General features: G+C 71.4%; 23 protein-coding genes. 14 read left to right on the forward strand and 9 right to left on the reverse strand.

Annotated features, from left to right (window positions below; translation table 11 throughout):
• Positions 1 to 4: 4 nt before the first annotated feature.
• From ACFY04_RS08785 to ACFY04_RS08795, 3 genes are all read right to left on the reverse strand, one after another.
• A complete protein-coding gene (locus tag ACFY04_RS08785; protein ID WP_389115114.1) occupies positions 5 to 1,012 on the reverse strand; it encodes a hypothetical protein in 1,008 nt (335 codons plus the stop codon).
• A 91-nt stretch (positions 1,013 to 1,103) separates the two neighbouring features.
• Positions 1,104 to 2,066, reverse strand: a complete 963-nt coding sequence (gene pip / locus ACFY04_RS08790) for a prolyl aminopeptidase (RefSeq protein ID WP_389115115.1) — start codon at positions 2,064 to 2,066, stop codon at positions 1,104 to 1,106.
• Between the two features lie 102 nt (positions 2,067 to 2,168).
• A complete protein-coding gene (locus ACFY04_RS08795; protein WP_389115116.1) occupies positions 2,169 to 3,071 on the reverse strand; it encodes an oxidoreductase in 903 nt (300 codons plus the stop codon).
• Between the two features lie 70 nt (positions 3,072 to 3,141).
• On the opposite strand from ACFY04_RS08795, the gene ACFY04_RS08800 reads away from it, so the two are divergent.
• A complete protein-coding gene (locus ACFY04_RS08800) occupies positions 3,142 to 4,137 on the forward strand; it encodes an ArsR family transcriptional regulator (protein WP_389115117.1) in 996 nt (331 codons plus the stop codon).
• Positions 4,138 to 4,175: 38 nt separating this feature from the next.
• Positions 4,176 to 4,694, forward strand: a complete 519-nt coding sequence (locus ACFY04_RS08805; protein WP_389115118.1) for an SRPBCC family protein — start codon at positions 4,176 to 4,178, stop codon at positions 4,692 to 4,694.
• Here the strand turns inward: ACFY04_RS08805 and ACFY04_RS08810 are convergent.
• On the reverse strand, positions 4,675 to 4,950 hold the full coding sequence (locus tag ACFY04_RS08810) for an SHOCT domain-containing protein (protein WP_389115119.1): 276 nt from the start codon (positions 4,948 to 4,950) through the stop codon (positions 4,675 to 4,677). The genes ACFY04_RS08805 and ACFY04_RS08810 overlap by 20 nt on opposite strands.
• Before the next feature lie 323 nt (positions 4,951 to 5,273).
• On the opposite strand from ACFY04_RS08810, the gene ACFY04_RS08815 reads away from it, so the two are divergent.
• The 3 genes from ACFY04_RS08815 (at position 5,274) to ACFY04_RS08825 (ending at position 7,036) form a co-directional block, all read left to right on the forward strand.
• The gene (locus tag ACFY04_RS08815; RefSeq protein WP_389115120.1) at positions 5,274 to 5,648 is read left to right on the forward strand and encodes a hypothetical protein; all 375 of its coding nucleotides are present in this window, start codon (positions 5,274 to 5,276) and stop codon (positions 5,646 to 5,648) included.
• A gap of 181 nt (positions 5,649 to 5,829) precedes the next feature.
• Positions 5,830 to 6,195 carry an ArsR/SmtB family transcription factor gene (locus tag ACFY04_RS08820; protein ID WP_373040106.1) on the forward strand — a complete coding sequence of 122 codons (366 nt, stop codon included), beginning with the start codon at positions 5,830 to 5,832 and terminating at the stop codon, positions 6,193 to 6,195.
• A gap of 232 nt (positions 6,196 to 6,427) precedes the next feature.
• Complete coding sequence (locus ACFY04_RS08825) at positions 6,428 to 7,036, forward strand: DUF6529 family protein (RefSeq protein WP_389115121.1); 609 nt, start codon at positions 6,428 to 6,430, stop codon at positions 7,034 to 7,036.
• Between the two features lie 57 nt (positions 7,037 to 7,093).
• Here the strand turns inward: ACFY04_RS08825 and ACFY04_RS08830 are convergent, their stop codons facing one another.
• The 3 genes from ACFY04_RS08830 to ACFY04_RS08840 form a co-directional block, all read right to left on the reverse strand.
• Positions 7,094 to 7,543, reverse strand: coding sequence for an NUDIX domain-containing protein (locus ACFY04_RS08830; protein ID WP_389115122.1), 450 nt, complete (start codon positions 7,541 to 7,543; stop codon positions 7,094 to 7,096).
• A 69-nt stretch (positions 7,544 to 7,612) separates the two neighbouring features.
• Positions 7,613 to 8,278 carry a response regulator transcription factor gene (locus ACFY04_RS08835; protein WP_301373371.1) on the reverse strand — a complete coding sequence of 222 codons (666 nt, stop codon included), beginning with the start codon at positions 8,276 to 8,278 and terminating at the stop codon, positions 7,613 to 7,615.
• Positions 8,275 to 9,480, reverse strand: coding sequence for a sensor histidine kinase (locus tag ACFY04_RS08840; protein ID WP_389115123.1), 1,206 nt, complete (start codon positions 9,478 to 9,480; stop codon positions 8,275 to 8,277). Before ACFY04_RS08840 ends, ACFY04_RS08835 begins: the two co-directional genes overlap by 4 nt.
• A gap of 303 nt (positions 9,481 to 9,783) precedes the next feature.
• Between ACFY04_RS08840 and ACFY04_RS08845 the strand changes: the two genes are divergently transcribed.
• From ACFY04_RS08845 to ACFY04_RS08855, 3 genes are all read left to right on the forward strand, one after another.
• Complete coding sequence (locus tag ACFY04_RS08845) at positions 9,784 to 10,947, forward strand: hypothetical protein (protein ID WP_389115124.1); 1,164 nt, start codon at positions 9,784 to 9,786, stop codon at positions 10,945 to 10,947.
• Between the two features lie 357 nt (positions 10,948 to 11,304).
• Positions 11,305 to 15,054 carry a CDP-glycerol glycerophosphotransferase family protein gene (locus ACFY04_RS08850; RefSeq protein ID WP_389115445.1) on the forward strand — a complete coding sequence of 1,250 codons (3,750 nt, stop codon included), beginning with the start codon at positions 11,305 to 11,307 and terminating at the stop codon, positions 15,052 to 15,054.
• Positions 15,047 to 16,567 (forward strand): hypothetical protein, encoded by a 1,521-nt coding sequence (locus tag ACFY04_RS08855; RefSeq protein WP_389115125.1) that lies wholly within the window; start codon positions 15,047 to 15,049, stop codon positions 16,565 to 16,567. The genes ACFY04_RS08850 and ACFY04_RS08855 overlap by 8 nt, the downstream gene beginning before the upstream one ends.
• On the opposite strand, the gene ACFY04_RS08860 is transcribed toward ACFY04_RS08855, so the two are convergent.
• Positions 16,551 to 17,510 carry an endonuclease/exonuclease/phosphatase family protein gene (locus ACFY04_RS08860; protein WP_389115126.1) on the reverse strand — a complete coding sequence of 320 codons (960 nt, stop codon included), beginning with the start codon at positions 17,508 to 17,510 and terminating at the stop codon, positions 16,551 to 16,553. The genes ACFY04_RS08855 and ACFY04_RS08860 overlap by 17 nt on opposite strands.
• Before the next feature lie 111 nt (positions 17,511 to 17,621).
• Between ACFY04_RS08860 and ACFY04_RS08865 the strand changes: the two genes are divergently transcribed.
• The 5 genes from ACFY04_RS08865 to ACFY04_RS08885 all read left to right on the forward strand — a co-directional run bounded on the left by ACFY04_RS08865 (position 17,622) and on the right by ACFY04_RS08885 (position 23,199).
• Entirely contained in the window at positions 17,622 to 18,584 is a 963-nt protein-coding gene (locus tag ACFY04_RS08865) for an aldo/keto reductase family oxidoreductase (protein WP_389115127.1), read from the forward strand.
• Positions 18,585 to 18,678: 94 nt separating this feature from the next.
• On the forward strand, positions 18,679 to 20,184 hold the full coding sequence (locus tag ACFY04_RS08870; protein ID WP_389115128.1) for an alpha/beta hydrolase: 1,506 nt from the start codon (positions 18,679 to 18,681) through the stop codon (positions 20,182 to 20,184).
• 103 nt (positions 20,185 to 20,287) lie between these two features.
• On the forward strand, positions 20,288 to 21,097 hold the full coding sequence (locus tag ACFY04_RS08875) for an MBL fold metallo-hydrolase (protein ID WP_389115130.1): 810 nt from the start codon (positions 20,288 to 20,290) through the stop codon (positions 21,095 to 21,097).
• 493 nt (positions 21,098 to 21,590) lie between these two features.
• A complete protein-coding gene (locus tag ACFY04_RS08880) occupies positions 21,591 to 21,764 on the forward strand; it encodes a hypothetical protein (protein ID WP_301373390.1) in 174 nt (57 codons plus the stop codon).
• Between the two features lie 94 nt (positions 21,765 to 21,858).
• Positions 21,859 to 23,199, forward strand: coding sequence for a DUF2252 domain-containing protein (locus ACFY04_RS08885; protein ID WP_389115132.1), 1,341 nt, complete (start codon positions 21,859 to 21,861; stop codon positions 23,197 to 23,199).
• Positions 23,200 to 23,242: 43 nt separating this feature from the next.
• On the opposite strand, the gene ACFY04_RS08890 is transcribed toward ACFY04_RS08885, so the two are convergent.
• Positions 23,243 to 24,535 carry an MFS transporter gene (locus tag ACFY04_RS08890; protein ID WP_389115133.1) on the reverse strand — a complete coding sequence of 431 codons (1,293 nt, stop codon included), beginning with the start codon at positions 24,533 to 24,535 and terminating at the stop codon, positions 23,243 to 23,245.
• A 132-nt stretch (positions 24,536 to 24,667) separates the two neighbouring features.
• On the opposite strand from ACFY04_RS08890, the gene ACFY04_RS08895 reads away from it, so the two are divergent.
• Entirely contained in the window at positions 24,668 to 25,750 is a 1,083-nt protein-coding gene (locus ACFY04_RS08895) for an AI-2E family transporter (RefSeq protein ID WP_389115134.1), read from the forward strand.
• Positions 25,751 to 25,759 lie beyond the last annotated feature (9 nt).

The raw sequence follows: 25,759 nt of genomic DNA on the forward strand, positions 1-25,759 counted from the left end.
GACATCAGGCGGGACGCGTCCGGAGCCAGTACGAGCGGGCCGCGATGGTCAGGGCGATGCCGTAGACGGCGAAGGCGGCCATCCCGATCCAGCCGACCAGCAGCGCGTCGCCCGAGGAGTGGAAGTCGCCGCGCCGCATCGTCACCACGCCGGTCGTGGCCAGGACCAGGTACCCGACCCCCACAACGCCGTACGGGGCGAGCGTGGCGGCACCGAGCAGGGCCGGGGCGAGCGGGAGCCAGCGCGGCACCCGTCGGCCGCGCAGGAACAGCGTCCAGCGGGGGAAGACCTGCCCCCACGGGCGGACCAGGCCCCACAGCAGGAAAACGCCGAGCGCGGCCAGCAGCGCGGTGGGGTCCAGGCCCCAGGACTCCAGCGTGAGGAAGACCCCCGAGGCGCCGTTCCGCTCCGAGACCGCGAGCATCTCCTCACCGGTGATCCCCGCGAACGTCCCGCCGGACGCCCAGACCAGCTTCATCGCCGCGTACGGGACAAAGGCCAGCGTCCCTGCCCAGGCGGCGAGTCGGAGGCGCTGCGGCGCAGCGGACGGCGCTCCTGCAGCAGGACCGGCGGGCAGGCGGTCGGACCGGGCCGTGGCCGCGAGCAGGACCGCCCCGACCGCCGCGAGGGCCTTGTTCGCAGCGGAGGCCCGGCTGTCCACTCCCTGACCGAGCATCAGCGTGATCACATCCATCAGCAGGCTGAACGCGGTGATCCCGGCCAGCCCGCACACCACCCAGAGCAGCACGCGCAACGGTGGCAGCAGCCCGTACCGCACCACCGCTCCGCCGACCGACGCACCCAGCACACCCAGCGCCACGACCGCCCAACCCAGGCCGGGTGCCCCTGAGCCACCACCGTGGTAGAGCAAGGGGGTCCCGCTCAGCGCGCACACCAGGCCGAAGCCGGCGTACAGCACCGCCCACAGCATCGTCGCCCGGGCCACCCAGCGCGGCCATCGCCGCCACCAAGCGCTCCAGAGCGCCTTCATCGTCCGTTCGGCACTGGTCATGTTCTGAACGTCGCACCGACCGCGGCGGGGTGGCGTCGGCCGCCGGAACGGTCTCCCTCCCCCGGCCGGGGGAGGGAGACCGTTCCGGGTCTCATTCCTGGCGGGCGAAACGGTCAAGGGCTCCGAGAACACGGGCGCGTGTCGTGGCACTGCCCAGATGGCCCGCATCTCCGACGACGATCAGCTCCGCGTCGGGCCATGCGCGGGCGAGTTCCCACGCGGTGTCGAGCGGGCCGCCCATGTCGAGCCTGCCGTGCACCAGTACACCGGGTATGCCTGTCAGGCGGTGGGCGTCGCGGAGCAGGGCGCCTTCTTCCAGCCATGCTCCGTGGGAGAAGTAGTGGGAGCAGATGCGGACCAGGGCCAGTTGTGCGGCCGGGGGGCGGTCGCCATAGGGGTTGGAGGCGCCGTTCGTCTCCCCGGACAGGACCGCGTCCTCCCAGGCGCACCAGTCGGCGGTGGCCTTCTCCCGTACCGCTGCGTCCGGGTGTCCGGCCAGGCGCGCGTAGGCCGCGACGACGTCACCGTCCCGCGGTGTGCCCGGGGCTCCGGCGAGGAAGCGTTCCCACTGCTCGGGGAAGTGCCGGCCGACCCCCCGGTAGAGCCAGTCGATCTCGGAGCGCCGGGTGGTGGTGACGGCGGGGATGACGATTTCCGACACCTGCTCCGGGTGTGTCTCGGCGTAGGCCAGGATCAGGGTGGACCCCCACGAGCCGCCGTACAGCAGCCAGCGGTCGATACCCAGGTGCTCCCGCAGCCGTTCCATGTCGGCGATCAGGTGCCGGGTGGTGTTGTGCCGCATGTCGGTCCTGGGATCGCTCGCGTGCGGTGTGCTGCGGCCGCAGCCACGCTGGTCGAACAGGACCACCCGGTAGCGGTCCGGGTCGAAGTACTGGCGCGCCCCGGCCCCGCACCCGGATCCCGGACCGCCGTGAACGACGAGCGCCGGCTTGCCGTCCGGGTTGCCGCAGACCTCCCAGTACACGAGGTTGCCGTCGCCGACATCGAGCATCCCCTTCTCGTACGGCTCGACCGGCGGGTAAAGCTCGCCCATTCCCGGACCCCCAGAACATCGGATGCACCATCGGACAACGTCTCGCGCCAGACAACACGGCCGAGGTGACAGCCGCAACGCCCCACCGGCACCACGCACCGGTCAGCTGTGGTGCACCGCCTCCAGGACGGCCAGATCCTCCTCCGACAGGCGCAGGGAACCGGCGGCCACGTTCGCGTCCAGGTGATCCGGGTCGCCCGTGCCGGGTATGGCCAGTACGTGCGGTCCCCGCCGGAGCGTCCACGCCAGCCGGACCTGCGCCGGGCTCGCACCGTGAGCCCGGGCGACGGCACGCACCTCCTCGCGCTCGGCTCCGCTCGCGCCCGCCTGCCGACCGGTCCCCGCGATGGAGTAGAAGGGGACGAACGCGATGCCCTGCTCACCGCAGCTGCGCACGAACCCGTCGTGCTCGGGCCGCACCCCGATCCCGTACATGTTCTGCACGCAGACCACCGGCGCGATGGCCCGGGCCTCGGCGAGGTGCTCGGGGGTGACGTTGGAGATACCGAGGTGGCGGATGAGGCCCGCGTCGCGGAGCCCGGCCAGCGCGCCGAAGCGTTCGGCGATGGAATCGGTCCCGACGATGCGCAGGTTCACCACGTCGAGGTGGTCGCGGCCGAGCTGGCGCAGGTTCTCCTCGACCTGGCCGCGCAGCAGCTCCGGGGTGGCGTGTTCGAGCCAGGTGCCGGACGGGTCCCGGCCCGGCCCGACCTTGGTGGTGATCACGAGGTCCTCCGGGTAGGGGGCCAGCGCCGTGCTGATCAGCTCGTTGGCGGAGCGCAGCGGCGAGAAGTAGAACGCGGCGGTGTCGATATGGTTCACCCCGAGCTCGACCGCCCGGCGCAGCACGCCGACCGCCTGGCCGCGGTCCCGGGGTACGGCGTCGTCCGCGAACGCCTCGCCGGTCTGCGTCAGGCGCATCGCGCCGAAGCCGATCCGGTTGATCTTCAGGTCGCCGAGGTTCCAGGTGCCCGCGGCGTCCGCCGTCATCGTCTGTGAGGTCATGCCCGGATGATCCCCACCCGGTAGGCTGCCAGGCCATTGATTAAGGCATGACTGAATCCTTGGAGGGACAGTGCGGGCCGAACTGGCGTTCTCCGTGAGCGATCTCGCGCAGATGCGGTTCGCCGTCTCACCGATGTGGGAGGCCGGGCCCAGCTACCGGCTCCTGGCCTCCGGCGCCGCGTCCCCCGTACACCGGCCCTGGACCGAGCAGGTGAGGCCACGGCTGGCGGCCGCCGGCCTCGACCGGGGCTGGCTGGCCGAACTGATCCCGCCCTCGGGGTACGTACCCGACTTCCTCAACCCGGCGCCCACGGGTGCGGCTCCTTCCCTGACGGAGGAACTGGCCAGGATCCAGGCCACCCCCACCTCCCGGGTCCGCCGGGACCTCGACCGTCTGCGACAGGAACAGGGACGCCTCGGCCCGCGCACGCGGACCTTGTACGCCGACCCGCCGGCCCGCCTGGTCCGGGTCGCGGAAGAGATCGGGACCTACTGGGAGCTGGCCCTGGCGCCTTACTGGGCACGGATCCGCGCGGTCCTCGACGCCGATGTCTTCCACCGGGCCCGGCAGGCCGCCGAGCACGGCGCGGGCCGCCTCTTCAACGACCTCCACCCCTCGGTGAGCTGGGGCGACAACGCGCTCCGGCTGTCCCGTCGGCATCGGCCCCTGTCCCGCGGAACGGCGGGCGCCGGGCTGCTGCTGATCCCCTCGGTCTTCACCGGACCGGTCCCCTTCACCCGGGTGACGCCCCCGGAACCGCCGCAACTCGCCTATCCGGCGCGCGGCACCGGCTCCCTGTGGGAACCCCGGCCCGCCGGCCGGACCGAGGCCCTGGCCGCCGTGCTCGGCCGCTCCCGCACCCGGCTGCTGACCGAACTGGAATCCCCGGCCTCCACCACCGAACTGGCCCGACGTACGGGGCTCTCGGCCGCCGGAGTGTCCCAGTACCTGACCGCGCTGCGCGCCGCGGGCCTGGTCAGCGCCCACCGGGCCGGCCGCTCGGTGCTCTATGCCCGCACCGCCGTCGCCGAGGCCCTCCTCGTTGCCTACACTCCAGGCGGGTAACGGGGACGATCACGGGAACGATCACGGGGAGGGGCACCATGAGCGAGCGCCGGTGGAGCCTGGAGGAGCACATCGTGGTGGACGCGGCCCCCGCGGACGTCCACCGGATGGTTTCCGACCTGCGGAACATGGGCCGTTGGAGCCCGGAATGCCGCCGCATCTGGGTGCCCCGAACGCCGGCCCGCCCCGGCAGCCGCTTCGTCGGGTTCAACCGGAGAGGGCCGTTCGTCTGGTTCACGGTGGGCCGGATCACAGCCCTGCGGGCACCGGCGCAGGCGCCGGACGGAACCGGTGAGTTCACCTTCGATGTCGGCATCTTCGGTCTGCCGATCGCGCGTTGGGGCTACCGGTTCGAACCGGAGGGCGAGGGCACGCGCGTCACGGAGACCTGGCAGGACCTGCGCACCGGCCGGGGCTCCCGCCTGACCGTGCTGCTCGGCACGGTGTTCGCCGGCACCAGCCCGGACCGGCGCATCGCGGTCAACCGAGCCGGGATGCGTACGACCCTGGACCGGATCGCGGCGGGCTTTGTCGGAGTCACGCAGCCCCGTCCTTGAGAGACCGGCCGAACTGTTCGTCCAGGACGGACAGCCGCCGCCAGTACTCGTCCTCGTCGATCTCCCCGGCGGCGAAGCGCCGCCCCAGGACCGCGATCGGTGACCGCTCGCCGTACGCCGCCGCCCCGCGGCGCCCGCGCCAGACGGTACGCCGCAGCACGGTGACGACACCGACGACGACCGCCGCCCAGATCAGCGGAAGGAACAGGATCCACGGGCCGGGCCCGTCGTAGGCGAGGCTGGTGAAGGTATCCATGTCGATTCATCTCCTCGGAAGGACGGACGTTTCGTCTCACCCCGAGACTCCTCGGAAAGCCCCCTCCGGTCGTCGTACGGCCGGCTGCACCCCAGGTACTTCCACGGAAGTACCTGGGGTGCAGCCGTGCGAGCCGGCCGTGCGAGGCAGCCGTGCGAGCCGGTACGCGTAGGACAGCAGAGGGCAATACGCATATTTCACGCATTTCCCCGTTCCCCGTACGCCGCCACGCACGCTCGGTAGCGTCGGGATCACAAGCAGTCCGGTGTCGGCAGGAACGGAGCACCGGGCGGCGTCCGTAGAAGGCAAGGGAGCGAATACCGATGGCGAACGTTGAGGTCTCTTTGAAGGAGACGATGACGTCGATCGAGGGTGCGATGGGAGCCGCGTTGGTGGACTACACCAGCGGTATGGCGCTGGGGACCCTCGGCGGTGGCAAGGATCTTGACCTCACGGTCGCCGCCGCGGGCAACACGGACGTGATCCGGGCGAAGGTCCGCACGATGGAGATGCTGGGCCTGAAGGACGAGATCGAGGACGTCCTGATCACCCTCGGCGGCCAGTACCACCTGATCCGGCTGCTCAAGGGCCGGGGCCACGGCGGGCTGTTCCTGTACGTCGTACTGGACAAGTCCCAGTCCAACCTGGCGATGGCCCGTCACCAGCTCAAGCGCATCGAGGCCGCCCTGGAGCTCTGAGCCCTGCATTTTCGCGCCCACGCATGCCCACGAGTTGAAGAATTCTTCAACTCGGCACATCTGAAACAGGTAATCCCCGGGCGTGCGTGGGCCCGTCCGTACGAATGTATGGGTGGTCGGCCGACTGGAAGCCCCGCGCCCCCAAGCAAGGTTTGAAGCAACAGCAGGAGCACTCATGGGAATGCAGGTCCCCCTCTACCAGGCGAAGGCCGAGTTCTTCCGTATGCTCGGACACCCCGTCCGCATCCGCGTCCTGGAACTCCTGCAGAACGGCCCCGTACCCGTACGCGACCTCCTGGCCGCGATAGACGTCGAGGCATCGAACCTCTCCCAGCAGTTGGCGGTCCTGCGCCGGTCCGGCATCGTCGTCTCCATCCGCGACGGAGCGACCGTCAGCTACGCCCTCGCCGGCGGCGACGTGGCCGACCTCCTGCGCGCGGCGCGCCGCATCCTGACCGAGCTCCTGACGGGTCAGAGTGAACTCCTGGCCGAACTGAAGCAGTTGGGGCCGCAGCCGGACTGCACGGACAAGGTCATCGGCCGCTGAAGCCGACCGGCGCAGCCTGCCCCGGCCCGGCAGGCGCGCACCGCTGCCCGGCGGAGCGGGCTGCCCCTGCCCCGCATCTGTGAAGGGCCGAGCCCCTGGAACGGGGTACGCCGGCGACGCCGCCGACGAGGAGTCGAGGCCGCTACGGCCGCGTCGGCCGCCGTCCGCCGCACCGGGCGAGTACAAGGGATGGCGAACCTTCAACCTTCAGCGTTCCGAGACGAGGAGCACCATGTCGCATGCCCGGCCCGCTCTGCGCCGCCCGGAAGCCGGGCTCGCTCTCGCACTGGCGTTCGCGACTGCCGCTGCGGTCTTCGCCGCCGTCTTCCTGTTCGGCCGGGCGAACACACCGGATTACACCGCGACCCTGTTCGGCCAGGCGGACACCGATGCCGTGCGTCTCAAGGCACAGCTCGCCACCGGCGTCCTGGTGCTGGCCGCTCTCCAGCTGCTGCTGGCGCTGTGGATGTACGGCCGGCTGCCCGGGGTGCGCCGGGTGCCGGGCCCGGTGTCCCTCACCCACCGGATCGTCGGGGTGCTCCTGTTCGCCCTCACCGTCCCGATCACCGTGCACTGCGTCCAGGCGTACGGCGTCCAGCTGAACGGCGCGCGTGTGGCAGTGCACTCGATCGCGGGCTGCTTCTTCTACGGGGCCTTCGCCGCCAAGGTCCTGCTGGTGCGGAGCCGGCGCCTGCCGGGCTGGGCCCTGCCACTGGCCGGGGGCGCGCTGGTGGTCGTGGTGGTGGTCCTCTGGTACACGAGTGCGCTGTGGTATTTCAACGGAAACAGCGTGCCGTTGCTGTCACTCGGACACCACCACTTGCCACCGGGGCAGACATGACGATCCGACGACCGTCCTCGGCGCGGTACGGACCGGACGTGACCGACGGGTTCGCGCTCAACGCGCCAGGTCGCGCCAAGGCCCGTCCGGTACCAGGGCGGCGAGAACGGACATCAAGGACGGCGGCTCGATCCGATCCGGCAACGTGTTCACGTCGGACCACTTGACCCAGGCGTGTTCGTGGAAATTGGCCTGCTCATCGGGGAGGAGGCCGGCCGGACTCAACGCCGGCCGTTCCACGGCGAAATGGGCCACGAAGAAGTCCTCCGGCCCGGCATACCGCTTCCCGTTCCACCGAATGTCACGGTGGACCGGCACAGACCGGTCGCGGACCGCAGCGGGGTCCAGGCCGGTCTCCTCCGCCAGTTCCCGCCGGGCCGCGGTCAGCGGTGTCTCGCCCGGTTCGATGCCGCCGCCAGGCGGCTCCCAGAGCATCACACCGTCGAACGGATCACGCCAACGGAGGAGGAGCAGGCGCTGGGCAGCATCCAGGCAGATCACCCGCACGGCGGGCCGGTGTGTCGTCTCCACAGCCCTGACCCTACTTGGCCGTGTCATGACCAACACGGCGAACGTTCAGCCGAGCCAGCCGGGGCGGACCAGGCCGGATTCGTAGGCCAGGACGACCAGCTGGGCGCGGTCGCGGGCGCCCAGCTTCACCATGGTGCGGCTGACGTGCGTCTTCGCGGTGAGGGGGCTGACGACCAGGCGGCGGGCGATCTCCTCGTTGGACAGGCCCATGCCCACCAGGGCCATCACCTCCCGTTCCCGGTCGGTGAGCCGGCCCAGCCCGGCCGCCGTGGCGGGCTGTTTCGAGCGGGCCGCGAACTCCGCGATCAGACGGCGGGTGACACCGGGAGACAGGAGTGCGTCGCCCGCGACCACCGCCCGGACCGCCCGCAGCAGTTCCTCCGGCTCGGTGTCCTTGACCAGGAAGCCGGAGGCGCCCGACCGGATCGCCTCGAAGACGTACTCGTCGAGCTCGAAGGTGGTGAGCATGACCACCCGCACGGCTGCCAGGGACCCGTCCTCGCCGATCCGGCGGGTCGCGGCGAGTCCGTCCAGCACCGGCATCCGGATGTCCATGAGCACGACGTCGGGGCGCAGCTCCCGGACCAGCCGTACGGCCTCGTCGCCGTCGGCGGCCTCGCCCGCCACCTCGATGTCGGGCTGGGCGTCGAGCAGCGCCCGGAACCCGGCCCGGACGAGCAGTTGGTCGTCGGCGAGCAGTACGCGGATCACAGGTCCTCCTCGAACGCGTCGGCCTTCGGCGGGAGCACGGCGAGCACCCGGAAGCCGCCGTCCGCACGCGGGCCGGCCTCGACGGTGCCGCCCAGGGCCGAGGCCCGCTCGTGCATCCCGACGAGCCCGTTGCCGCTTCCGCCCGGGGTGCCGCCCGTGGCCGGGCCGTCGTCGTCCACCCGTAGTTCCAGGGCGTGCGGCTGCCAGGTGAGGCGGATACGGGCGGTGCGCGACCCGGAGTGGCGCATCACATTGGTCAGTGCCTCCTGCAGGATGCGGAAGGCGGCGAGATCCACGCCGGGGGGCAGCGCCCTGGCCTCCCCCTCGGCCGAGATCTCCACGGTCAGTCCGGCCGCCGCGGCCTGCTCCACGAGCTCGGGGAGGCGGTCCAGACCGGGCGCGGGGGAGCGCGGTGCCTCGCCGGGGGAGCGCAGGGTGTCGAGGACCTGCCGGACCTCGCCCAGCGCCTCCTTGCTCGCCGCCTTGATGGTGGCGAGCGCCGAACGGGCCTGCTCGGGATCGGAGTCGAGCAGAGCCAGTCCGACTCCCGCCTGGACATTGATCACCGAGATGCTGTGGGCGAGGACGTCGTGCAGTTCCCGTGCGATCCGCAACCGCTCCTCGTCCACCCGGCGTCTCTCGGCCGCCGCCCGCTCCGCGCGTTCCCGGGCCCACTGCTCCCGGCGTACGCGCACCAGTTCCGCGACGGCGAGCACCGCGAGCACCCATGCGGTGACGCCCACCTCCTGCGCCCAGGACGTCGGACCGTCCCCGGCGGGCGGGAGCCACCGGTAGAGCCAGTGCCCGATGAGCAGGTGCCCGGCCCAGAACAGGCCGACGGCGCCCCAGGCGGCCCGGCGGTGCCCGGCGACGACGGCGGCGAAGCAGGCCAGGGCGAGACTGAGGAACACGGGACCGTACGGGTAACCGGCACCCACATAGACCAGGGTGACGACGCTGACCCCGTACGCCACGGCCACCGGATACCGGTGCCGCACCACGAGCAGAGCGGGCCCGGTCAGCAGCAGGAGCCGGGCGAAGCCGTCCAGCGCCACCCGCCCGCTCTGCGCGTGCGCGGCCCACCCCGCGCCGACCTGCGCGAAGACGGCCACGAGCAGCGCCGAGCGCCAGGCCGGGCCCCGCCCGGTCCGCTCCACCCACCGCCGCCACGGGGGACCCGGGCGCTCGCGCAGCTCTTCCATACAGCCACGCTAGACGGCGTCCGCCGTCACCCGCGTCACCCCGGCGTAGCGTTTCAGGCGTACTCCCCACGTAGTACCCGTACCCGACTTTTCGGCCGCGCGGACGACGGCCCGGCCGGTGGCGCGGTGTGATCGACACCTGGTGGTGGAGGCGGGCGGATCAGGCTAGGTTGCAGGGAACCGGAGGGCGCACGGAGATCCGCCCCCCGGGACCGGCCGGCCGCCGCACTGCCGTAAATTGTCCCACGGCCCGCCGGGTAAGGCCGGGCAAAAGGGACTAGTTGGGGCGGGAGTGGGCAGGACATGGTGCGACGCGGACGTGCGGAAGCGGACCGAGGTGCCACCTCCGCCGCATCCACGCTCCTGGGCTCGGAGATAGCCGCCGCGGCCGACGGTGGAAGCGCGGCCCGGGGCTGGCTCCGCCTGGGGCGGGACGGCCGGCTCACCGCCTACGCGAGCTGCGCCGAGGGCCTGGTGCGCTGGACCGAGTCCGCGCCCGGCTCCGACATCTGGCAGGGCCCCGAGCTGTTCCCCGTCGAAGGATGGGCGGGCCGGTTCACGCTGGCCCAGGATTCCAACGGATTCGTCTGGTTCGCCGGCACCCGCCATCGGGACGGGGCGCCGGGCGGCCGCGAGCTGATCATCGCCACCCAGTACCAGACCGGCCGCCCGCTCGGCGACTGGCGCGCGGTGGGCAACCCGTTCCCGGAGCCCAGGCAGGAGGGCGGGGAGCCCCTGCCCCCGCCGGGGGATCCGATCGTGCTCCCCGACGGCACCGGGTCGCTCCACATCCTCACCACCCGGTTCGGCGCGGGAGTCGGCGGCCGGACCCGGCGCGCCGATGGCACATGGGATAAATGGGTTGACTATCAGGGCAAATGGGTCCGTGGGGCCGTCGTTCCCCTGGTGACGGCCCAGGGGCGGGCCGAATTCCTGGCCCCCTTCCGGGGTGGGGCCTCGTACTGGGGCCAGGACGCGCCGGGCAGCGACTTCAGGTGGCTCGGGCGCATCGAGGCCGACGCCGTCGAGGGGACGTACAGCTCCTGCGAGACGGGCCCCGGCACCGGCACCTATTTCTGGCGCCACCCGGCGGACGGCGGTGTCATCGCCTATCGTCCGCAGGCTCCCGCCGGCACGTCTCCCGCGCTCATGCCGCTGGGGGGTGCGGGCGGGGTCGGCCCGGTGGGCATCGCCCGTACGCGCATTGACGGTTACGACTGCACCGTCCTGCTGCAGCGGGGATCCGAGGGCTGCCCGGAAATCGCCGCGTACCCGACGGAGGGCGAGCAGTACGGCACTTGGTGGGCCCCGGTGGGGGACCGGTGCGCGGGGCTCCCGGCCATCTCGCTCGACGCCCGGGGCTCGGTCGCAATCGCGATGATCGACATGGATGGCGGGCTGCTGATCGCCCGGCAGGATCTGACGGACCGGGGTCTGGCGTTCGGCCCCTGGTGTCGTGTGGGGTGACCTACCTCACCAGGGTGCGGGGCCAATGGCGACGGAAGCACCGCGCTTCCGCGCGGCACCCTGGGCCGGTGGGGAGTTGGGCTCCTCGGTGGGCGTGGAAGATGGCCACTCATTCGCATACGTGAAGCCCTGAGCGGGTGAAGCGGTCATGAACACTTGCTCGCCATTAAGTGATTGCCCTACGCTGCTCACGCGCTGTCAAGGCCGTATAAGTGTGCGGCTGAAGACGGTGGGGCGGGTCGAGTGTCCGGGGAGCGGTGGGTGACCAGATTCAGGGGCGGGTCTGGCGGCGCGTCTTGGCAACTTCCGGTGCGCCCTCCGACGTGTGACTATCGAGGAGCTTTCTGAGTGGCAGGTATGCCCCGCCTGAGTGTTGTCGTGCCCTTCCAGGACGTTGAGATATATCTCCAGGAATGCCTGGAATCAATCGCCAGGCAGACGTTCTCCGACCTTGAAGTGATCATGGTCGATGACGGCTCGACCGACTCCTCGACGGCGATCGCCGCGGACTTCGCCAGTCGTGACCCCAGGTTCAAGCTCCTGCGTCAGGAGTCGATGGGGCCGGGGCATGCCCGTAATGTCGGCATCCGAGCCGCCCATCCGCAAGCCGAGTTCCTCGCGTTCGTCGACGGCGACGACGTCATACCCGAGTACGCCTACGAGCTGCTCGTGCAGACCCTTGAGGGTTCCGGTTCCGATTTCGTATCGGGCAACGTGCAGATGATGAACTCCACCAAGCGGTGGCAGTCCCCCCTGCACAAGGCGCCCATGCAGAAGAGCAAGCGCGGCACGCACATCACGAAGCTGCCCGACCTCATCTATGACCGCACCGTGTGGAACAAGCTGTTCCGGCGGTCCTTCTGGGACTACCACTACATCGCGTTCCCCGAGGGCGTCATGTACGAGGACTCCTGGGTCAACATGTTCGCGCACTTCCGGGCCGCCAAGGTCGACATCCTCACGGACATCGTCTACTTCTGGCGTCGGCGCGAGGGCGGCGCCGCGCCCTCCATCACCCAGCGGCACACCGAATTCAGCAACCTCCAGGACCGGGTCTCCGCGGTCCGGTCGGTCAGCCGCTTCCTTGCCGGACACCGTGCGAGGTCCTACTCGGACCACAAGCGCAAGTACGACCTGGCCTGCCTGAAGTCGGACCTGATGCTGCATCTGAAGGTGCTGCCGGACGCCGACGAGGAGTACCAGGACGCCTTCATGCAATGGGCGAACGAGTTCCTGGACGAGGCCGACGCGGACATCATCCAGGAGCTTCCCGCCGACGCCCGAGTCAAGTGGCTGCTGGTGCGCGAGGGGCGCCTGAAGGAGCTGCTCGATGTCGTCGAGTTCGAGCGGAAGGGCGGGCCCCTGCCCGTCCAGCGTCGCTTCCACCGCTACCTCAACTACCCCTATCTCGGCGACCGGTCGATCGGCCTCGACAAGAGCGCCTACCGGCTCGACAAGGAACTCTCGCTGCACGGTTCGCTCGCCCGGGCGCACTGGGACGACTCCGATCACCTGACCCTGGAGGGATCCGCCTACGTCCGCTTCATCAACGTGCACAAGCGGCACATGTCGATGAAGGCGATCGCGCTGCGCAACAAGAAGCAGGGCCGCGTGGTCGTGGCCAGGGCGAAGACCACCTACTACCCCCAGGCCACCGAGTACTCGCAGCAGAACCGCTATTGCTACGACTGGTCCGGCTTCCAGGTCAGCTTCGACACTTCCCGTCTCAAGCACAAGGGCGAGTGGGTCGAGGGCACTTGGGACGTGGCCGCCGGTGTGCTGAGCCGCGGACTCTTCCGCTACAAGGGCATAGCCAGGGGAGGCTCGGGCAGCGCGGCCAACCCGCCCTACCGGTACGTGGAGAAGAACACCCGAGTGGTGCCGCTCTTCATGCAGGGCAAGCTCAAGCTCCGCGTGGAGCGGGTCCGTTGCCGCATCACCCGGCACCGGGTCGTCGGCGACCACCTCGAACTCGGCGGCGTCTACCTGGGCGACAAGATCCCCGAGTGGGGCAAGTTCCGGGTCACCAGCATGGGCGGCGCCGGCCGCCACGACTCATGGGTCCACTTCAAGTACGGCGGCGAGGGCTGGTCCACCTTCATCACCAGGGTTCCGCTCAAGGCCTTGGTCCCGGGGCACCGCGGAGCTGACGACGGCGGAATTCCGCAGACCTGGAACACCGGCAGCAACGGCTGGAAGACCACCCTCCACGTCGAGGGCCGCAAGGCGGCCATCTACCCGGTCATGGCGGAGGAAGCCGAGGACGGTCACTACCGGCTCCCGGCCGTCCTGCAGACCGACGACGCGGACCGCGAGGTCTTCATACACCGCAACGGCTCCGGATACGTGGTGCTGTTCGAGCGGGACACCCTGCCGATGGCCACGTCGACGCAATGGCTCCAGGACGGCTCCCTCGAAGTCACCGTCAGCTACGCGGCCGAAGACCGGCTGAGCGCCGCCGAGTTCGCCGCGGCACACATCGTCGTACGCTCCCGGGCCCATGGTGCCGAGCGCGTCGTGCCCATCGCCTGGCACGGACGGGAGTTCCGTTTCGTCGTCTCGCCCGCAGGGATGCGGACCCTCGCCGGCGACATCCCGCTGGCCGCCGGCCGTTGGGACTTCTTCCTGCGCCGCCAGGACCCCTCCGCGGTCACCCCCGAGAACCGCTCCAGCGACCTCATGGTCAAGATGACGCAGGATCTGATCCCCACCCTGCCCAGCGAGATGACCGGCAACGAGCGCCGGTACGAGCTGCAGTCCGAGGCGTACGACCGGCTCTCGCTCCTGGTCCACTCGGCGATGCCGGACGAGGCCCGCGGCCCGTACCGGCAGAAGCTGATGCGCACCAAGGCGTACCCGGCGGCCCGCCGCAAGCCCGTGATACAGGCCGTGCTGTTCGACGCCTTCAAGGGGACCCAGTACTCGGACAGCCCGCGCGCGCTGCACGAGGAGATGCTCCGCCGGGGCCTGGACGTCGAGCACCTGTGGGTGGTGCGCGACGACCAGGTGGAGGTTCCCCCCACCGCGCGGCCCGTGCGCATGTGGTCCCCCGACTGGTACGAGGCCATGGGCCGGGCGAAGTACGTCGTGGCCAACAACCACCTGCCGGACTGGTTCGAGAAGCGCGACGGACAGGTCGTCGTGCAGACCTGGCACGGCACCCCGCTCAAGCGCATCGGGCACGACATCGAAGCCGTGCACTTCGCGGACAAGCGGTACCTGGAGCGCGTGGAGAAGGAGGTGCAGAACTGGGACATGCTGGTGTCCCCGAACAGTTTCAGCACCCCGATCCTCAAGCGGGCCTTCCAGTTCCCGGGCGAGATGGTCGAGAGCGGCTATCCGCGCAACGACATCCTGCGCCGCGCGGACTCCGGGCAGCGGGCGGCCGAGGTGCGCCGCCGCATCGGTCTGCCGCCGGGCAAGAAGGCCATCATGTACGCGCCCACCTGGCGCGACGACCAGTTCTACGCACCCGGAAAGTACAAGCTCGACTTCCGCATCGACCTCGACCAGGCCAAGGCGCAGCTGGGCCACGACCACGTCCTGCTCGTGCGGCGCCACCCCAACGTGGTGGACCCCGTACCGGGCGCCGGCGACGGCTTCGTCTTCGACGTGTCCGACTACCCGGACATGGCGGACCTCTCGCTCATCGCAGACGTGATGATCACGGACTACTCCTCCCTGATGTTCGACTTCGTCAACACCGGGCGGCCCATCCTCTTCTTCACCTACGACCTGGACCACTACCGGGACACCCTGCGCGGCTTCTACTTCGACTTCGAGCAGTCCGCCCCCGGCCCGCTCGTGTTCACCTCCCCGGAGCTGATCGGAGCGATCCGCAACATCGACCGCATCCAGCACGGCTACGCCGCCCGCTACCGCTGGTTCCAGCAGGAGTTCTGCGACCTCGACGACGGCTACGCCTCGGCCAGGCTGACCGACCGCATCCTGATCGCCGGCGGGGATCTCGACCCCGCGCACGCTCAGGCGCCGGCCGTCGGCATGGCCGACAGCCACACCACGCGCCAGTCCGTGCCCTGGCAGGCGAACACCCTCGGCCGGGTGCCGGGCCAGCCGGTGAGAAGAATGGATTCCGAGCATGTCTGAGGCAGCCCAGAAAGCGCGCCGCGTCTTCACGGGCGTGGAGTCCTCCGGTCCGGTGCCCATCGAGTACCGCTTCTCGCACGCGAAGAACGGCAACCGTCATCTGATCGTGGTCTTCGCCAACCATGCCGTGCCCGGTGAATACGGCGGATCGAACGGACCGCTCCACGACCTCCGGGCCAACGTCCTGTGGGTCCGCGACCTGTTCGACGGGGAGAACAGCCACTACCTGTGCAACGGGATGGACTTCGCGCTCGACGAGTCCGTCGCCGGTCTCATCTCACGCGTCATGAACGCGCTGTCCCTGACACCGGACGACTGCACCGTGTTCGGCACCTCGAAGGGAGCCGGCGCTGCTCTGTACTTCGGGCTGAAGTACGGCTTCAAGAACATCGTCGCCAGCATGCCCCGCTTCCTGACCGGCATGTACGCCGGACAGGACATGCCGGGCCCCGCGCGGGTGACGCCGGGGGAGCGGGCGGAGCCGAACATCCGCACCCTCGACTCGGTCCTGCCGGAAGTGGTGCGCGGCGGCGTGGGCCGCCCGGCCAACGTGTATCTCATCTCCTCGCCCAGGGACGAGCACTACGCGCGCCAGGTGGAACCGCTCCTCGGCCTGTTCCAGGGGTACGAGAACGTCAACTTCGTCTACCACGACTCTCCCCTGGTCGCCCCCCACGGGAGGGTGCCGCTGCGGAACCTGCCGGCCGTCATGGGTCTGCTCAACCTCCTCGTCGACGGAATCGCGCCCCGCATCGGCATGGTCAGGACCGGCTACGAACAGCCGGACCGCAACACCTCCGTCATCGACGCCTATCTCGCCGACACCTCGCAGGTGAAGGGGGACTCCTTTCCCCGGCCGGTGGTCGTCGCCCCCGCCGCGAACACGCAGATGCCCCGGAACGCCATCCGTTTCGTCGGGACCGCTCCGGTGGGCGCGGTCCGGGTCAGCGTCTGGGAGGACGGCAAGTACCAGGGCGCGGCACCCGTGGCCGCCGACGGCAGCTGGACCTGGCAGCGGGAGAAGCCCTGGGCCCGGGGACGGCATGTGGTGAGGCTCTTCGCGGCGGATGCGAACAACTATCACTCCAAGCGCACCGAAGTGATTTTCACGGCCTTGGAGGAGAGCGCCGCGCACGAACCGGCATCGGTGCAGGCGCCGGCGTCGGGACCCGCCCAGATGCCCGTGCCGGCCCAGCCCGTGGTGCTGACGGTGACGGCGCCGTCCCCGCAGCAGCAGGTACCGGGTCCCTCGGTCGGCTTCATGGGCTATGCGCCCGGCGCCGTGCGCGTGGAGTTCCGCAAAGACGGTGCCGGCCTGGGGGCGACCGCGGTGATGGCCGACGGCAGCTGGAGCTGGGACGCGGGCTGGGCCTGGCCCGAGGGTCCGCACTTCGTCGAGGCCGTCGCGGTGGACGTCATGGGCAACGCGGCCGCGTGGACCACGGCCGCCTTCACCGTCGTCAACACCTACACCGTCCCCGCCCAGGGGGCCTACTTCAACGCACGGTACTGACCCCGGCAGGATCCTCGGGGCGGCTCACCCGCATCACCAGCGGCCGGTGGTCGGACGCCTTGGTGTCCACCACCTTGCAGGCGGTGCGGGGGAGCTGGGTGAACAGGTAGTCGATCTTCGTGCCGTCCTTGAGGGTGGCGCGCCCCGCCCGCGAGCTGCCCTTCTGGTCGCACTCGCGGTACGTGGTGTACGCCTCCGACGGCCAGATCCAGGCGGAGGTGTCCCGGTCGCCCGCCGGCGGCGGGGAGTTGAAGTCCCCGCCGAAGACCGTGGCGGCGTCCGTCGACGCGGCGGCGACCAGCGAGCTCAGCTGGTCGTCGCGGAAGTCCCAGTCCGGGTGCTCGTCGTCGCTCTCCCGCAGCGACACGTGCGCGTTGCACACCCGCAGCCGCTGGGCCGGGATCCGCGCGCACAGGATCCCGCGGTGCAGTCCCACCGTCGGCTGCTCGGTCGGTATCGCCTCCACGTCGGTGAGCGGGGAGCCGGTCAGCAGACCGTAGCCCGCCTGGCCCCGACCCTGCCCGGTGCAGCCGACGGGCGTACGGCGGCCCGCCGAGTCGACGTCGGCGTACGGTTCGAAGGCCGAGTGCCACTGCGGGCCGAGGCTGCGGGCGAAGGAGAGCAGGTCCTCGGAGCACACCTCCTGCAGGAGCAGGACCTGGACGCCGGAATCGCCGATCAGGTCGCGCAGCTGCTGGAGCTTCTCCTTCGGGCCCCCGGTCTTCTCGCAGCTCCACTGCCGCACCCCGCACATGTTCCAGGTGGCCACGGTGACCTCGTCGGCCGACCCGGTGCCCGCGCCGGCATCCGTGACCGAAGCCGGTGTCTGCCCCGACGTGCACGCCACCGCGGTCAACAGGCTCAGGGTCGCCGCCGTGCGGCCGAACCGGCGGCGGAGCGACCGCCGCCGCGACCACCGCCCGGTCTCCATGTGTCTCTGCATCCGGACATCATTGGGTATGCGCCGGTCAGGCCGTGCATCGGGCCCGGTGTGAACCGCTGCTCATCCCGTCGCATGCCGTGAAGTACCCGTCGGACACCCGCTTAGGGTGGGATGGTGACGAACGCGAGTACGAGCTTGAGCGGCGACCGGGTGCTGTACGGGTGCATGGGCCTGGGCGGGAGCTGGGACCCCGACCCGTACGGGCCCGCGGACATCGACGCCGCCGAGGCGGCCGTCGCCGCCGCCCTCGACATCGGGATCACCGCCTTCGACCATGCCGACATCTACCGGCACGGGAAGGCCGAGGCCGTCTTCGGAGAGGTGCTCGCGCGCGCACCGGGGCTGCGCGAGCGCATCACCCTCCAGACCAAGTGCGGGATCCGGCTGGGCGACAAGGACCGCCCGGGGACGTACGACCTGCGCGGGGAGAGCATCACGCGGCGCGTCGAGGAGAGCCTGACCCGGCTGCGGACCGATGTGATCGACGTCCTCCTGCTGCACCGCCCCGACCCGCTGGCGGACGTGGACTCGATCGCCTCCGCGCTGACCTCCCTGCACCGCCAGGGCCTCGTACGGGGCTTCGGCGTGTCCAACACGGGCGCCGCACAGATCGCCCACCTCCAGGCCCGGCTCGACGTACCGCTGGCGGCGAACCAGCTGGAGATGAGCCTGCACAGCCGTGCCTGGGTCGAGGCCGGAGTCCTCCTGAACACACCGGAATCCGCGCAGAACGGGTTCCCGTTCGGCACGCTGGAGCACTGCCGCGACCACGGCATCCGCCTCCAGGCCTGGGGCGCGCTGGCGCAGGGCCGCTTCACCGGCCGCGAGGAGACGCCCGCCGAGCGGGCCACCGCGCAGCTGCTGGCCGAGCTGGCCCGGCAGAAGAACACCACGCCCGAGTCGGTCCTGCTGTGGTGGCTGATGCGGCACCCCGCCGCCATCGCGCCGGTCATCGGCAGCGCGCGCCCCGAGCGGATCCGCGCCTGCAGCGACGCGGCGCTGCGCGAGCCCGAGCTCACGCACGAGGAGTGGTACGAGCTCTGGATCACGGCCCGCGGCGTGCCGCTGCCCTGAGCCGACACGGAACGGGGAGCAGGGGGTTAGCCCTACCGGCGGCCGACCGGCAAGCCGGATGGGACCCCGAGGTGAGATCAACAAGGCTTGCGCCATGACGACTTACCCGTACAAGACCCTGCTCCTCGCGCTCGCCACGGCCACCGTGGCGGCCACGATGACCGCGACCGCCGCACCGGCCGTGGCCCGGCCCGCACCCGCCGGCCCGCAGCTCGACTGGCACCGCTGTGCCCATCCGGACGCGCCCGCCGCCCAGGAGTGCGCCGAGCTGCCCGTCCCGCTCGACTACGACGACCCCGACGGCCGGCAGCTCACCGTCGCCGTCTCCCGTATCCGCAGCGACCGCCCCGAGGCCCGGCGCGGCACGCTGGTGGTGATACCCGGCGGACCGGGCGGATCCGGTGTGCAGCGCCTGACGCAGAAGGGCGACGCCCTGCGGCGGGAACTCGCCGGGGCCTACGACCTCGTCGCCTTCGATCCGCGCGGAGTGGGCGCCAGTACCACCGCCAGCTGTGACCTCGCCCCCGAGGACCGGTACCTGACCAGCCTGCGGTCCTGGCCGGGCCCGAACGGTGAGATCACCGAGAACATCGCCCGGTCCCGGCGCATCGCCGAGGCCTGCGCCCTGCGCGGCGGCCCCGAGCTGCGCAGTTTCACCACGGCCAACCAGGTCCGCGACATGGACCGCTTCCGCGCGGCGCTCGGCGAGCGCAAACTCTCCGCCTGGGGCACCTCCTACGGGACGTACGTGGGCGCCGTGTACGCGCAGAAGTATCCCCGGCACACCGACCGCTGGGTCCTCGACAGCAGCGGCGACCCCGACCCCGAGCGGGTCGCCCGCGGCTGGCTGGCGAACATGTCGCAGGGCGCGGCGGACCGCCTCCCCGACCTCGCGGCCTGGGCGACCCACCCCGACCGGGACCGGGACGGCCTGCGACTGGCCGCGGCAGCGCAGGAGGTGGAGCCGCTCCTCGTCTCGCTCGCGGCCCGGCTGGACCGCGAGCCGAGGGCGACGACGACCCCCGGAGTGCCGCTGACCGGCAACGGCCTGCGCCAGGCCCTCCAGAACGCGCTCTACGCCGACGCCGCCTTCGCCTCCTTGGCCCGGCTCGTGCAGACGGCGCAGGACCCGGCGGGGACCCCGGTGCTCCCCAAGGAGCTCGCCGCGCCCATCCGGAACGAGGACGCCGCGCTCATGGTCAGCGTCATCTGCAACGACGTGGCGTGGCCGGACGCGCCCATGGCCTCGTACCGGCGGGCGGTCGAAGCGGACCGTGCCCGGTACCCGCTCACGGCCGGCATGCCGGTGAATGTACTGCCCTGCTCCTTCTGGCAGACCCCTACGCAGAAGCCGGCCCGGATCACCGACGACGGCCCGTCCAACATCCTGATGCTCCAGAGCCGCCGGGACCCGGCCACCCCGCTCTCCGGGGGTCTGAAGATGCGCGAGGCGCTGGGCGACCGGGCCCGGCTGGTGACCGTCGAGCAGGGCGGCCACGGGCTGTACCTCGGCAACGGCAACGCGTGCGGCGACCGCGCCGTCACCGAGTTCCTCAGGAGCGGCCGCCGTCCGGCCCGGGACACGCACTGCGCGAACTGAGCCGGTCACGCCCGGCACCGCTACCGCCTCCCGCGCGCGGGCACAAGCGGGGGGCGCCACGATGGAGTGAGGAGCCGTACCTCGCACAGCTGTGGAGACCGTCATGGGCACGCACAAGGTGGGACCCGACACCACCGTCCTCGCGGACTGCCTGGAGGTTCCGGGCATCGGATTCCTCCCGGTCAACTCCTTCGTCCTGCACGCGGAGCAGCCGGTGGTCGTCGACACCGGCCTCGGCCTGCCCGACCGGGACTTCCTCGACACGCTCGGTTCGGTGATGGATCCCGCCGACGTGCGGTGGATCTGGCTGACCCACCCGGACCGCGACCACACGGGCGGCCTCTTCGCACTGCTCGAAGCCGCACCCGGGGCACGGCTGGTGACCACGTTCCTGGGCGCCGGGATCATGTCCACGGAGCGGCCCCTGCCCATGGACCGGGTGTACTTCCTCAATCCGGGCCAGAGCCTGGACGTGGGCGACCGGACACTGCACGCCTTCCGGCCCCCTCTGTTCGACAACCCGGCCACCGTCGGTTTCTACGACGACCGTTCGCGGACCTGTTTCAGTTCCGACTGCTTCGGCGGTCCCATGCCCAGCGCGGACATCGCCACGAGCACCGACGTCGGCCAGGTGCCGGCCGAGGACCTCAGGGCCGCCCAGCGGCTGTGGGCGAGCGTGGACAGCCCCTGGGTGCAGATGGTGGACCCGGACCGGTTCCTGACCACCGTGGACCCGCTGCGTTCGATGGACCCGCAGACCATCCTGTGCACGCACCTGCCGCCCGCGGTGGGTCTGACCACGCAGTTCATCGACACCATCGCCGCGGTCCCGGGCCTCGATCCCTTCACCGGGCCGGACCAGGCGGCGCTGGAGCAGATGCTCGCGGGCTTCGAGCCCGGAGGCCCCGCGTAGCCTTGGATTCGTAGGGGTAAGGGCGGATATGCCCCGCTGATCATCTGTTAGTGTGTCATGTCCCGGATGCGGGACATCCTTCGATCGGCATGGCGGATCCGCATTTGGTCATGGGATCCGAAGGGTCTCGACCGGAGGGTGCTCACCATGGCCAAAGGTCGCGTTTCCTCGCGAGTAACCTCCCGGCGAGGTGGCGGGCCGCGCCCCGTCACCGCCCCGGTCCCGCGCAACCCGTACGACGTCACCGACTCGCCGGGGTGACGGCGGGCCCGGCCGCCCCGCACCCGGTCCGAAGGTGAACTCCAGGCCCCACAAGGCTCCTCGCCGGCCGGGCGGCCGCCCGCGGATACCTCCCACTTCCCGTCCCACCGCACTTTCCGTGGGGCCATGGCCCCCGATATCCATCCGTACTTGTGGGTACTGCGGCCGAATGGCGCCGGATTTGATAGTTCTGGACTGGTCCGGTGTGAGAAAGCTGCGGGAAGGACACGGCATGTTCGATCTACTGCGCCCGGAGACCGTCATGTGCCCCTTCTGCAAGGCCACCGCCGCCGACGGAGTGGTGCGGACCCTGCGGACCGGAGCGGGGTCACTGTCGGTGACCTGGCACACCCTCAACTGCCCGCACTACGCGGCCGACCGGATCCTCGCCGAGAACGAGAGCTGACCGGAGCCGTCCCCGGACCGCTGCGGGGACGGCGACATGCGGGACCGGACCCGTGCGGCGAGGATGAGGAGGGACCGGCGACGAGGAGCGGCGCATGACCAGTCCAGCTGAGCGGGTCCGGCGCGGACGGGCCGTCCGCAAGATCACCGGCCGCGCCGCGCACGGGCGGTGGACCGCCTCCCCGGACCGGCCCGACCCCATCGGGGTACTGCAGCGGCAGGGCACCGACCGGGTGCCCGAGCTGCTGCCGATCCGCTACGGCCGGATGGCGGCATCGCCGCTCGCCTTCCTGCGCGGCGCGGCCTCCATCATGGCCGCCGACCTGGCCGCCGGGCCGCAGACCGGCCTCACCGTCCAGCTGTGCGGGGACGCGCACCTGCTGAACTTCGGCGTGTTCGCCTCTCCGGAACGCGCCCTCCTCTTCGACGTCAACGACTTCGACGAGACCTTCCCCGGCCCCTTCGAATGGGACGTCAAACGGCTCGCCGCGAGCGTCGCGGTGGCCGCCCGCGACAACGGGCACGGCGACGACCGCGCCGCGAGCGCCGCCCTCGGCGCGGCCCGCGCCTACCGGCAGACGATCCGGGAGCTCGCCGGACACCGCGAGCTGGACGTCTGGTACCACCGGATCGACACCGCCGAGCTGCTGCCCCTCATCCGCAAGCCCGAACAGCGCGACCGGGTGGAGGCCACCCTGGCGCGCGCCCGCCGCCGCACCAGCCTGCGCGCGCTCGGCAAGCTCACCGAGGTCCGCGACGGGCGCCGGCGGATCATCCACGATCCGCCGCTGCTGGAGCCCCTCGCCCGGGCGGACTCACGGGAGGTCGACCAGATCTTCGCCAAGTACCGCAGCACCCTCGCCGAGGAACGCCGCCTCCTGCTGGACCGCTTCCGGTTCGCCGACGCGGCGCGCAAGGTCGTCGGCGTCGGGAGCGTGGGGACCCGCTGCTTCATCGTGCTGCTCCTCGGGCGCGATGCCGACGACCCGCTCTTCCTGCAGATCAAGGAAGCCGTGCCGTCCGTCCTGCAAGGCCACCTCCCGGACGACGGGCACGATCACGAAGGGCACCGGGTGGTCGCGGGCCAGCGCCGCATGCAGGCCGCGGGCGACATCTTCCTCGGCTGGACGACCGGACCCGCCGGGCGCCACTTCTACGGCCGGCAGCTGCGCGACATGAAGGGGTCGGCCGATGTCGCCGGCATGCCCCCGGGCCTGCTCGGCCGGTACGCCGAGCTGTGCGGCAGGGCCCTGGCCCGCGCCCACGCCCGCACCGGCGACCGCATAGCCATCGCGGGCTACCTCGGCGGCGCCGACACCTTCGACCGCGCCGTGGCCGGCTTCGCGCTCCGCTACGCGGACCGGACCCGCGCCGATCACGCGCTGCTGACCGCCGCCGTCGCCGACGGGAGGATCACCGCCACCAGCGGTGTCTGAACCGGTCCGGCCCGAGGCCGGCGCGCCGCGCGGCGTCCCGGCCTCACGCCGGCGCGCCGCTCGGCTCCGCCTCCCGGGCCGCCCGGCGGCGCAGCGCGTCCTCGTCGGTGTCGGCGTCGTAGGAGATCAGCTTCGGCAGCAGGGCGGCCAGCACCGCCACCGACGCCACACAGGCCAGCCCGCCGCCCCAGAAAGCCGAACGGGTACCGGTCCAGCCGGCCATCGTGCCCGCCCGGACCTGCCCGAGCTGCGGTCCCACGCTGTACGAGAGCACCTCGATGCCCGCGAGCCGGCCCCGCAGCTCCTCCGGGATCGTCTGGTTCCAGATCGTCGCCCGGCCCAGCCCGCTCACCATGTCACCCGCGCCCGCCACCGCGAGGCACAGCAGCACGAGCCAGATGCCGGAGGACGCGCCGGCCCCCGCGATCGCCAGGCCCCACACCGCGGCACCGAACACCACCAGCAGCCCGTGCCGGCGGACCCGGGACATCCAGCCGCTGGTCATGCCGAGCACCAGCGAGCCCACCGCCCCGGCCGCGTACATCAGCCCCAGCGCCCAGACCGCGTCGAGCTCGTCCGCGAGGAAGGGGTAGATCGCGTTCGGGAAGGCGAAGAACATCGCCGCCAGGTCGACGGCGTACGTCCCCAGCAGTACGGGCCGGCTCCACGCGTAGCGCGCGCCCTCGGCTATCCCGCGCAGCGACGGGCGCTCGGCCCCCTTCACCGGAGGCGCCGGACTGAGCCGCAGGCACAGCAGCACGGAGGCGAGGAACCCGAGGACGGTGACGGAGTAGGCCGCGGCGTGACCGGCGAACGCGACGACCACACCGGCCAGCGCCGGACCGGCGATCGCCCCGAACTGGTAGCGCAGCCCGTTGAGCGCGGCGGCGGCCGTCAGCTGCTCGTGCGGCACGATCCGCGCCATCAGCGAGTCCAGGGCCGGCCGCTGGAGCCCGCTCAGGGCCGACACCCCCGCCGCGACCACGTACAGCGGCCACAGCAGCGGATCCGGCAGCAGCGCGTTCACCAGGAGCACCAGGGCGAGCACCCCGAGCCCGGCCTCGGTCAGCAGGATCATCCTCCGCCGGTCGACCGCGTCGGCGAGGGCGCCCCCGTACAGCCCGAAGACCACCAGCGGAACGAGCTCCACCGCACCCATCGCACCGACCGCCAGCGGCGAGTCCGTCAGGTGCTTGATCTGCAGCGGCAGCGCGATCATGGCCATGAACGAGCCGAAGTACGTCACCGTGCCCTGGTAGAAGAGCAACCGGAAGTCGCGGCCGGAACGAAACGGGGCGAAATCGGGCAGTACGGCGGCCCATCGGGAAGTGCTCACGAGATGCCATCGTCCGGGGGCGTCCCGGCCGGGGCAACGGATTTTCTGCGCATCGGCCCCGTACCGCCCACGGACGGGCGAATCCGGAGCCCGGCGCGTGGCATCACGGGCCCGCTGTGGCACCCATGGGTCATGCCGCCGGTGTCAGCGTTCCTGCGTACGGCAGCGTCGTACGCCTGGCGCCTGCTGGTGGTCGGCGCCGCCGTCTATGCCCTCTTCGCCGTGCTCGGCCGGTTCCACGAGATCGCCGTGGCACTCTTCCTCGGCCTCGTCGTCGCCACCCTGCTGTGGTGGCCCACCCGGCGCCTCGCGCGCGTCCTGCCCCGGTCGGTCGCGGTCGCCGTCACCCTCCTCGGCAGCGCGCTGCTCCTGCTGGGCGTGCTGACCCTGGTCGGCACGGCGGTGGCCGGGGAGAGCACCACCTTGGCCCGGGAGTTCCGCCAGGGACTCGCCAGCATCGAGGAGTACCTGGAGCGGCCGCCCTTCCGGCTGAACCCGCACGCGCTCTCCGACCTCCAGTCCCGCCTCGGCGCGTACCTGTCGAGCCACCGCTCCACGCTGCTCAGTCAGGCGGTCAGCGGAGCCGGGCGCCTGGTGCACGTCCTGACCGTGCTCGCCCTCGCGGCGTTCTGCTCCTTCTTCTTCCTGCACGGCGGCGACCGGCAGTGGTCCTGGTTCTGCGCGCAGCTGCCCCCGTCGGTACGCGCCCGCGTGGGCATCGCCGGCGGCGCGGCCTGGTGTACGTTCACCGGCTACACCCGCGGGATCGTCCTCGTCGCGGCGACGAACGCGATCCTGGTCGGGGTGGCGCTGTACTTCCTCGGGGTCCCGCTGGCCGTGCCGCTGGCCCTCCTGGAGTTCTTCGCCGCGTTCATCCCCCTCATCGGATCGCCGGTCGCGCTGGCGGTCGCCGCGGTGGTCGCGCTGGCCGCGAAGGGGCCGTTCGTCGCGGGCCTGGTCATCGCGCTGATCGTGGTCATCGGCCAGATCGAGGGCCATCTGCTGCATCCGCTGGTGATGAGCCGGGCCGTGCGGCTGCATCCGCTGGTGGTGGCGATCTCGGTGGTCGCGGGGGCCATCGCCGCCGGGGTGGTCGGCGCCGTGGTCGCGGTCCCGCTGGTCTCGGTGACCTGGTCGGTGCACACGGCGCTGCGCGACGCCCGCCGCACGGCCGACGGCACGACGGCCGAGAGCACGGCGGCCGACGACGGCTGAGAGGGGCCG

The organism is Streptomyces sp. NPDC001549 (assembly GCF_042894025.1).
Lineage (GTDB): Bacteria > Actinomycetota > Actinomycetes > Streptomycetales > Streptomycetaceae > Streptomyces > Streptomyces kutzneri.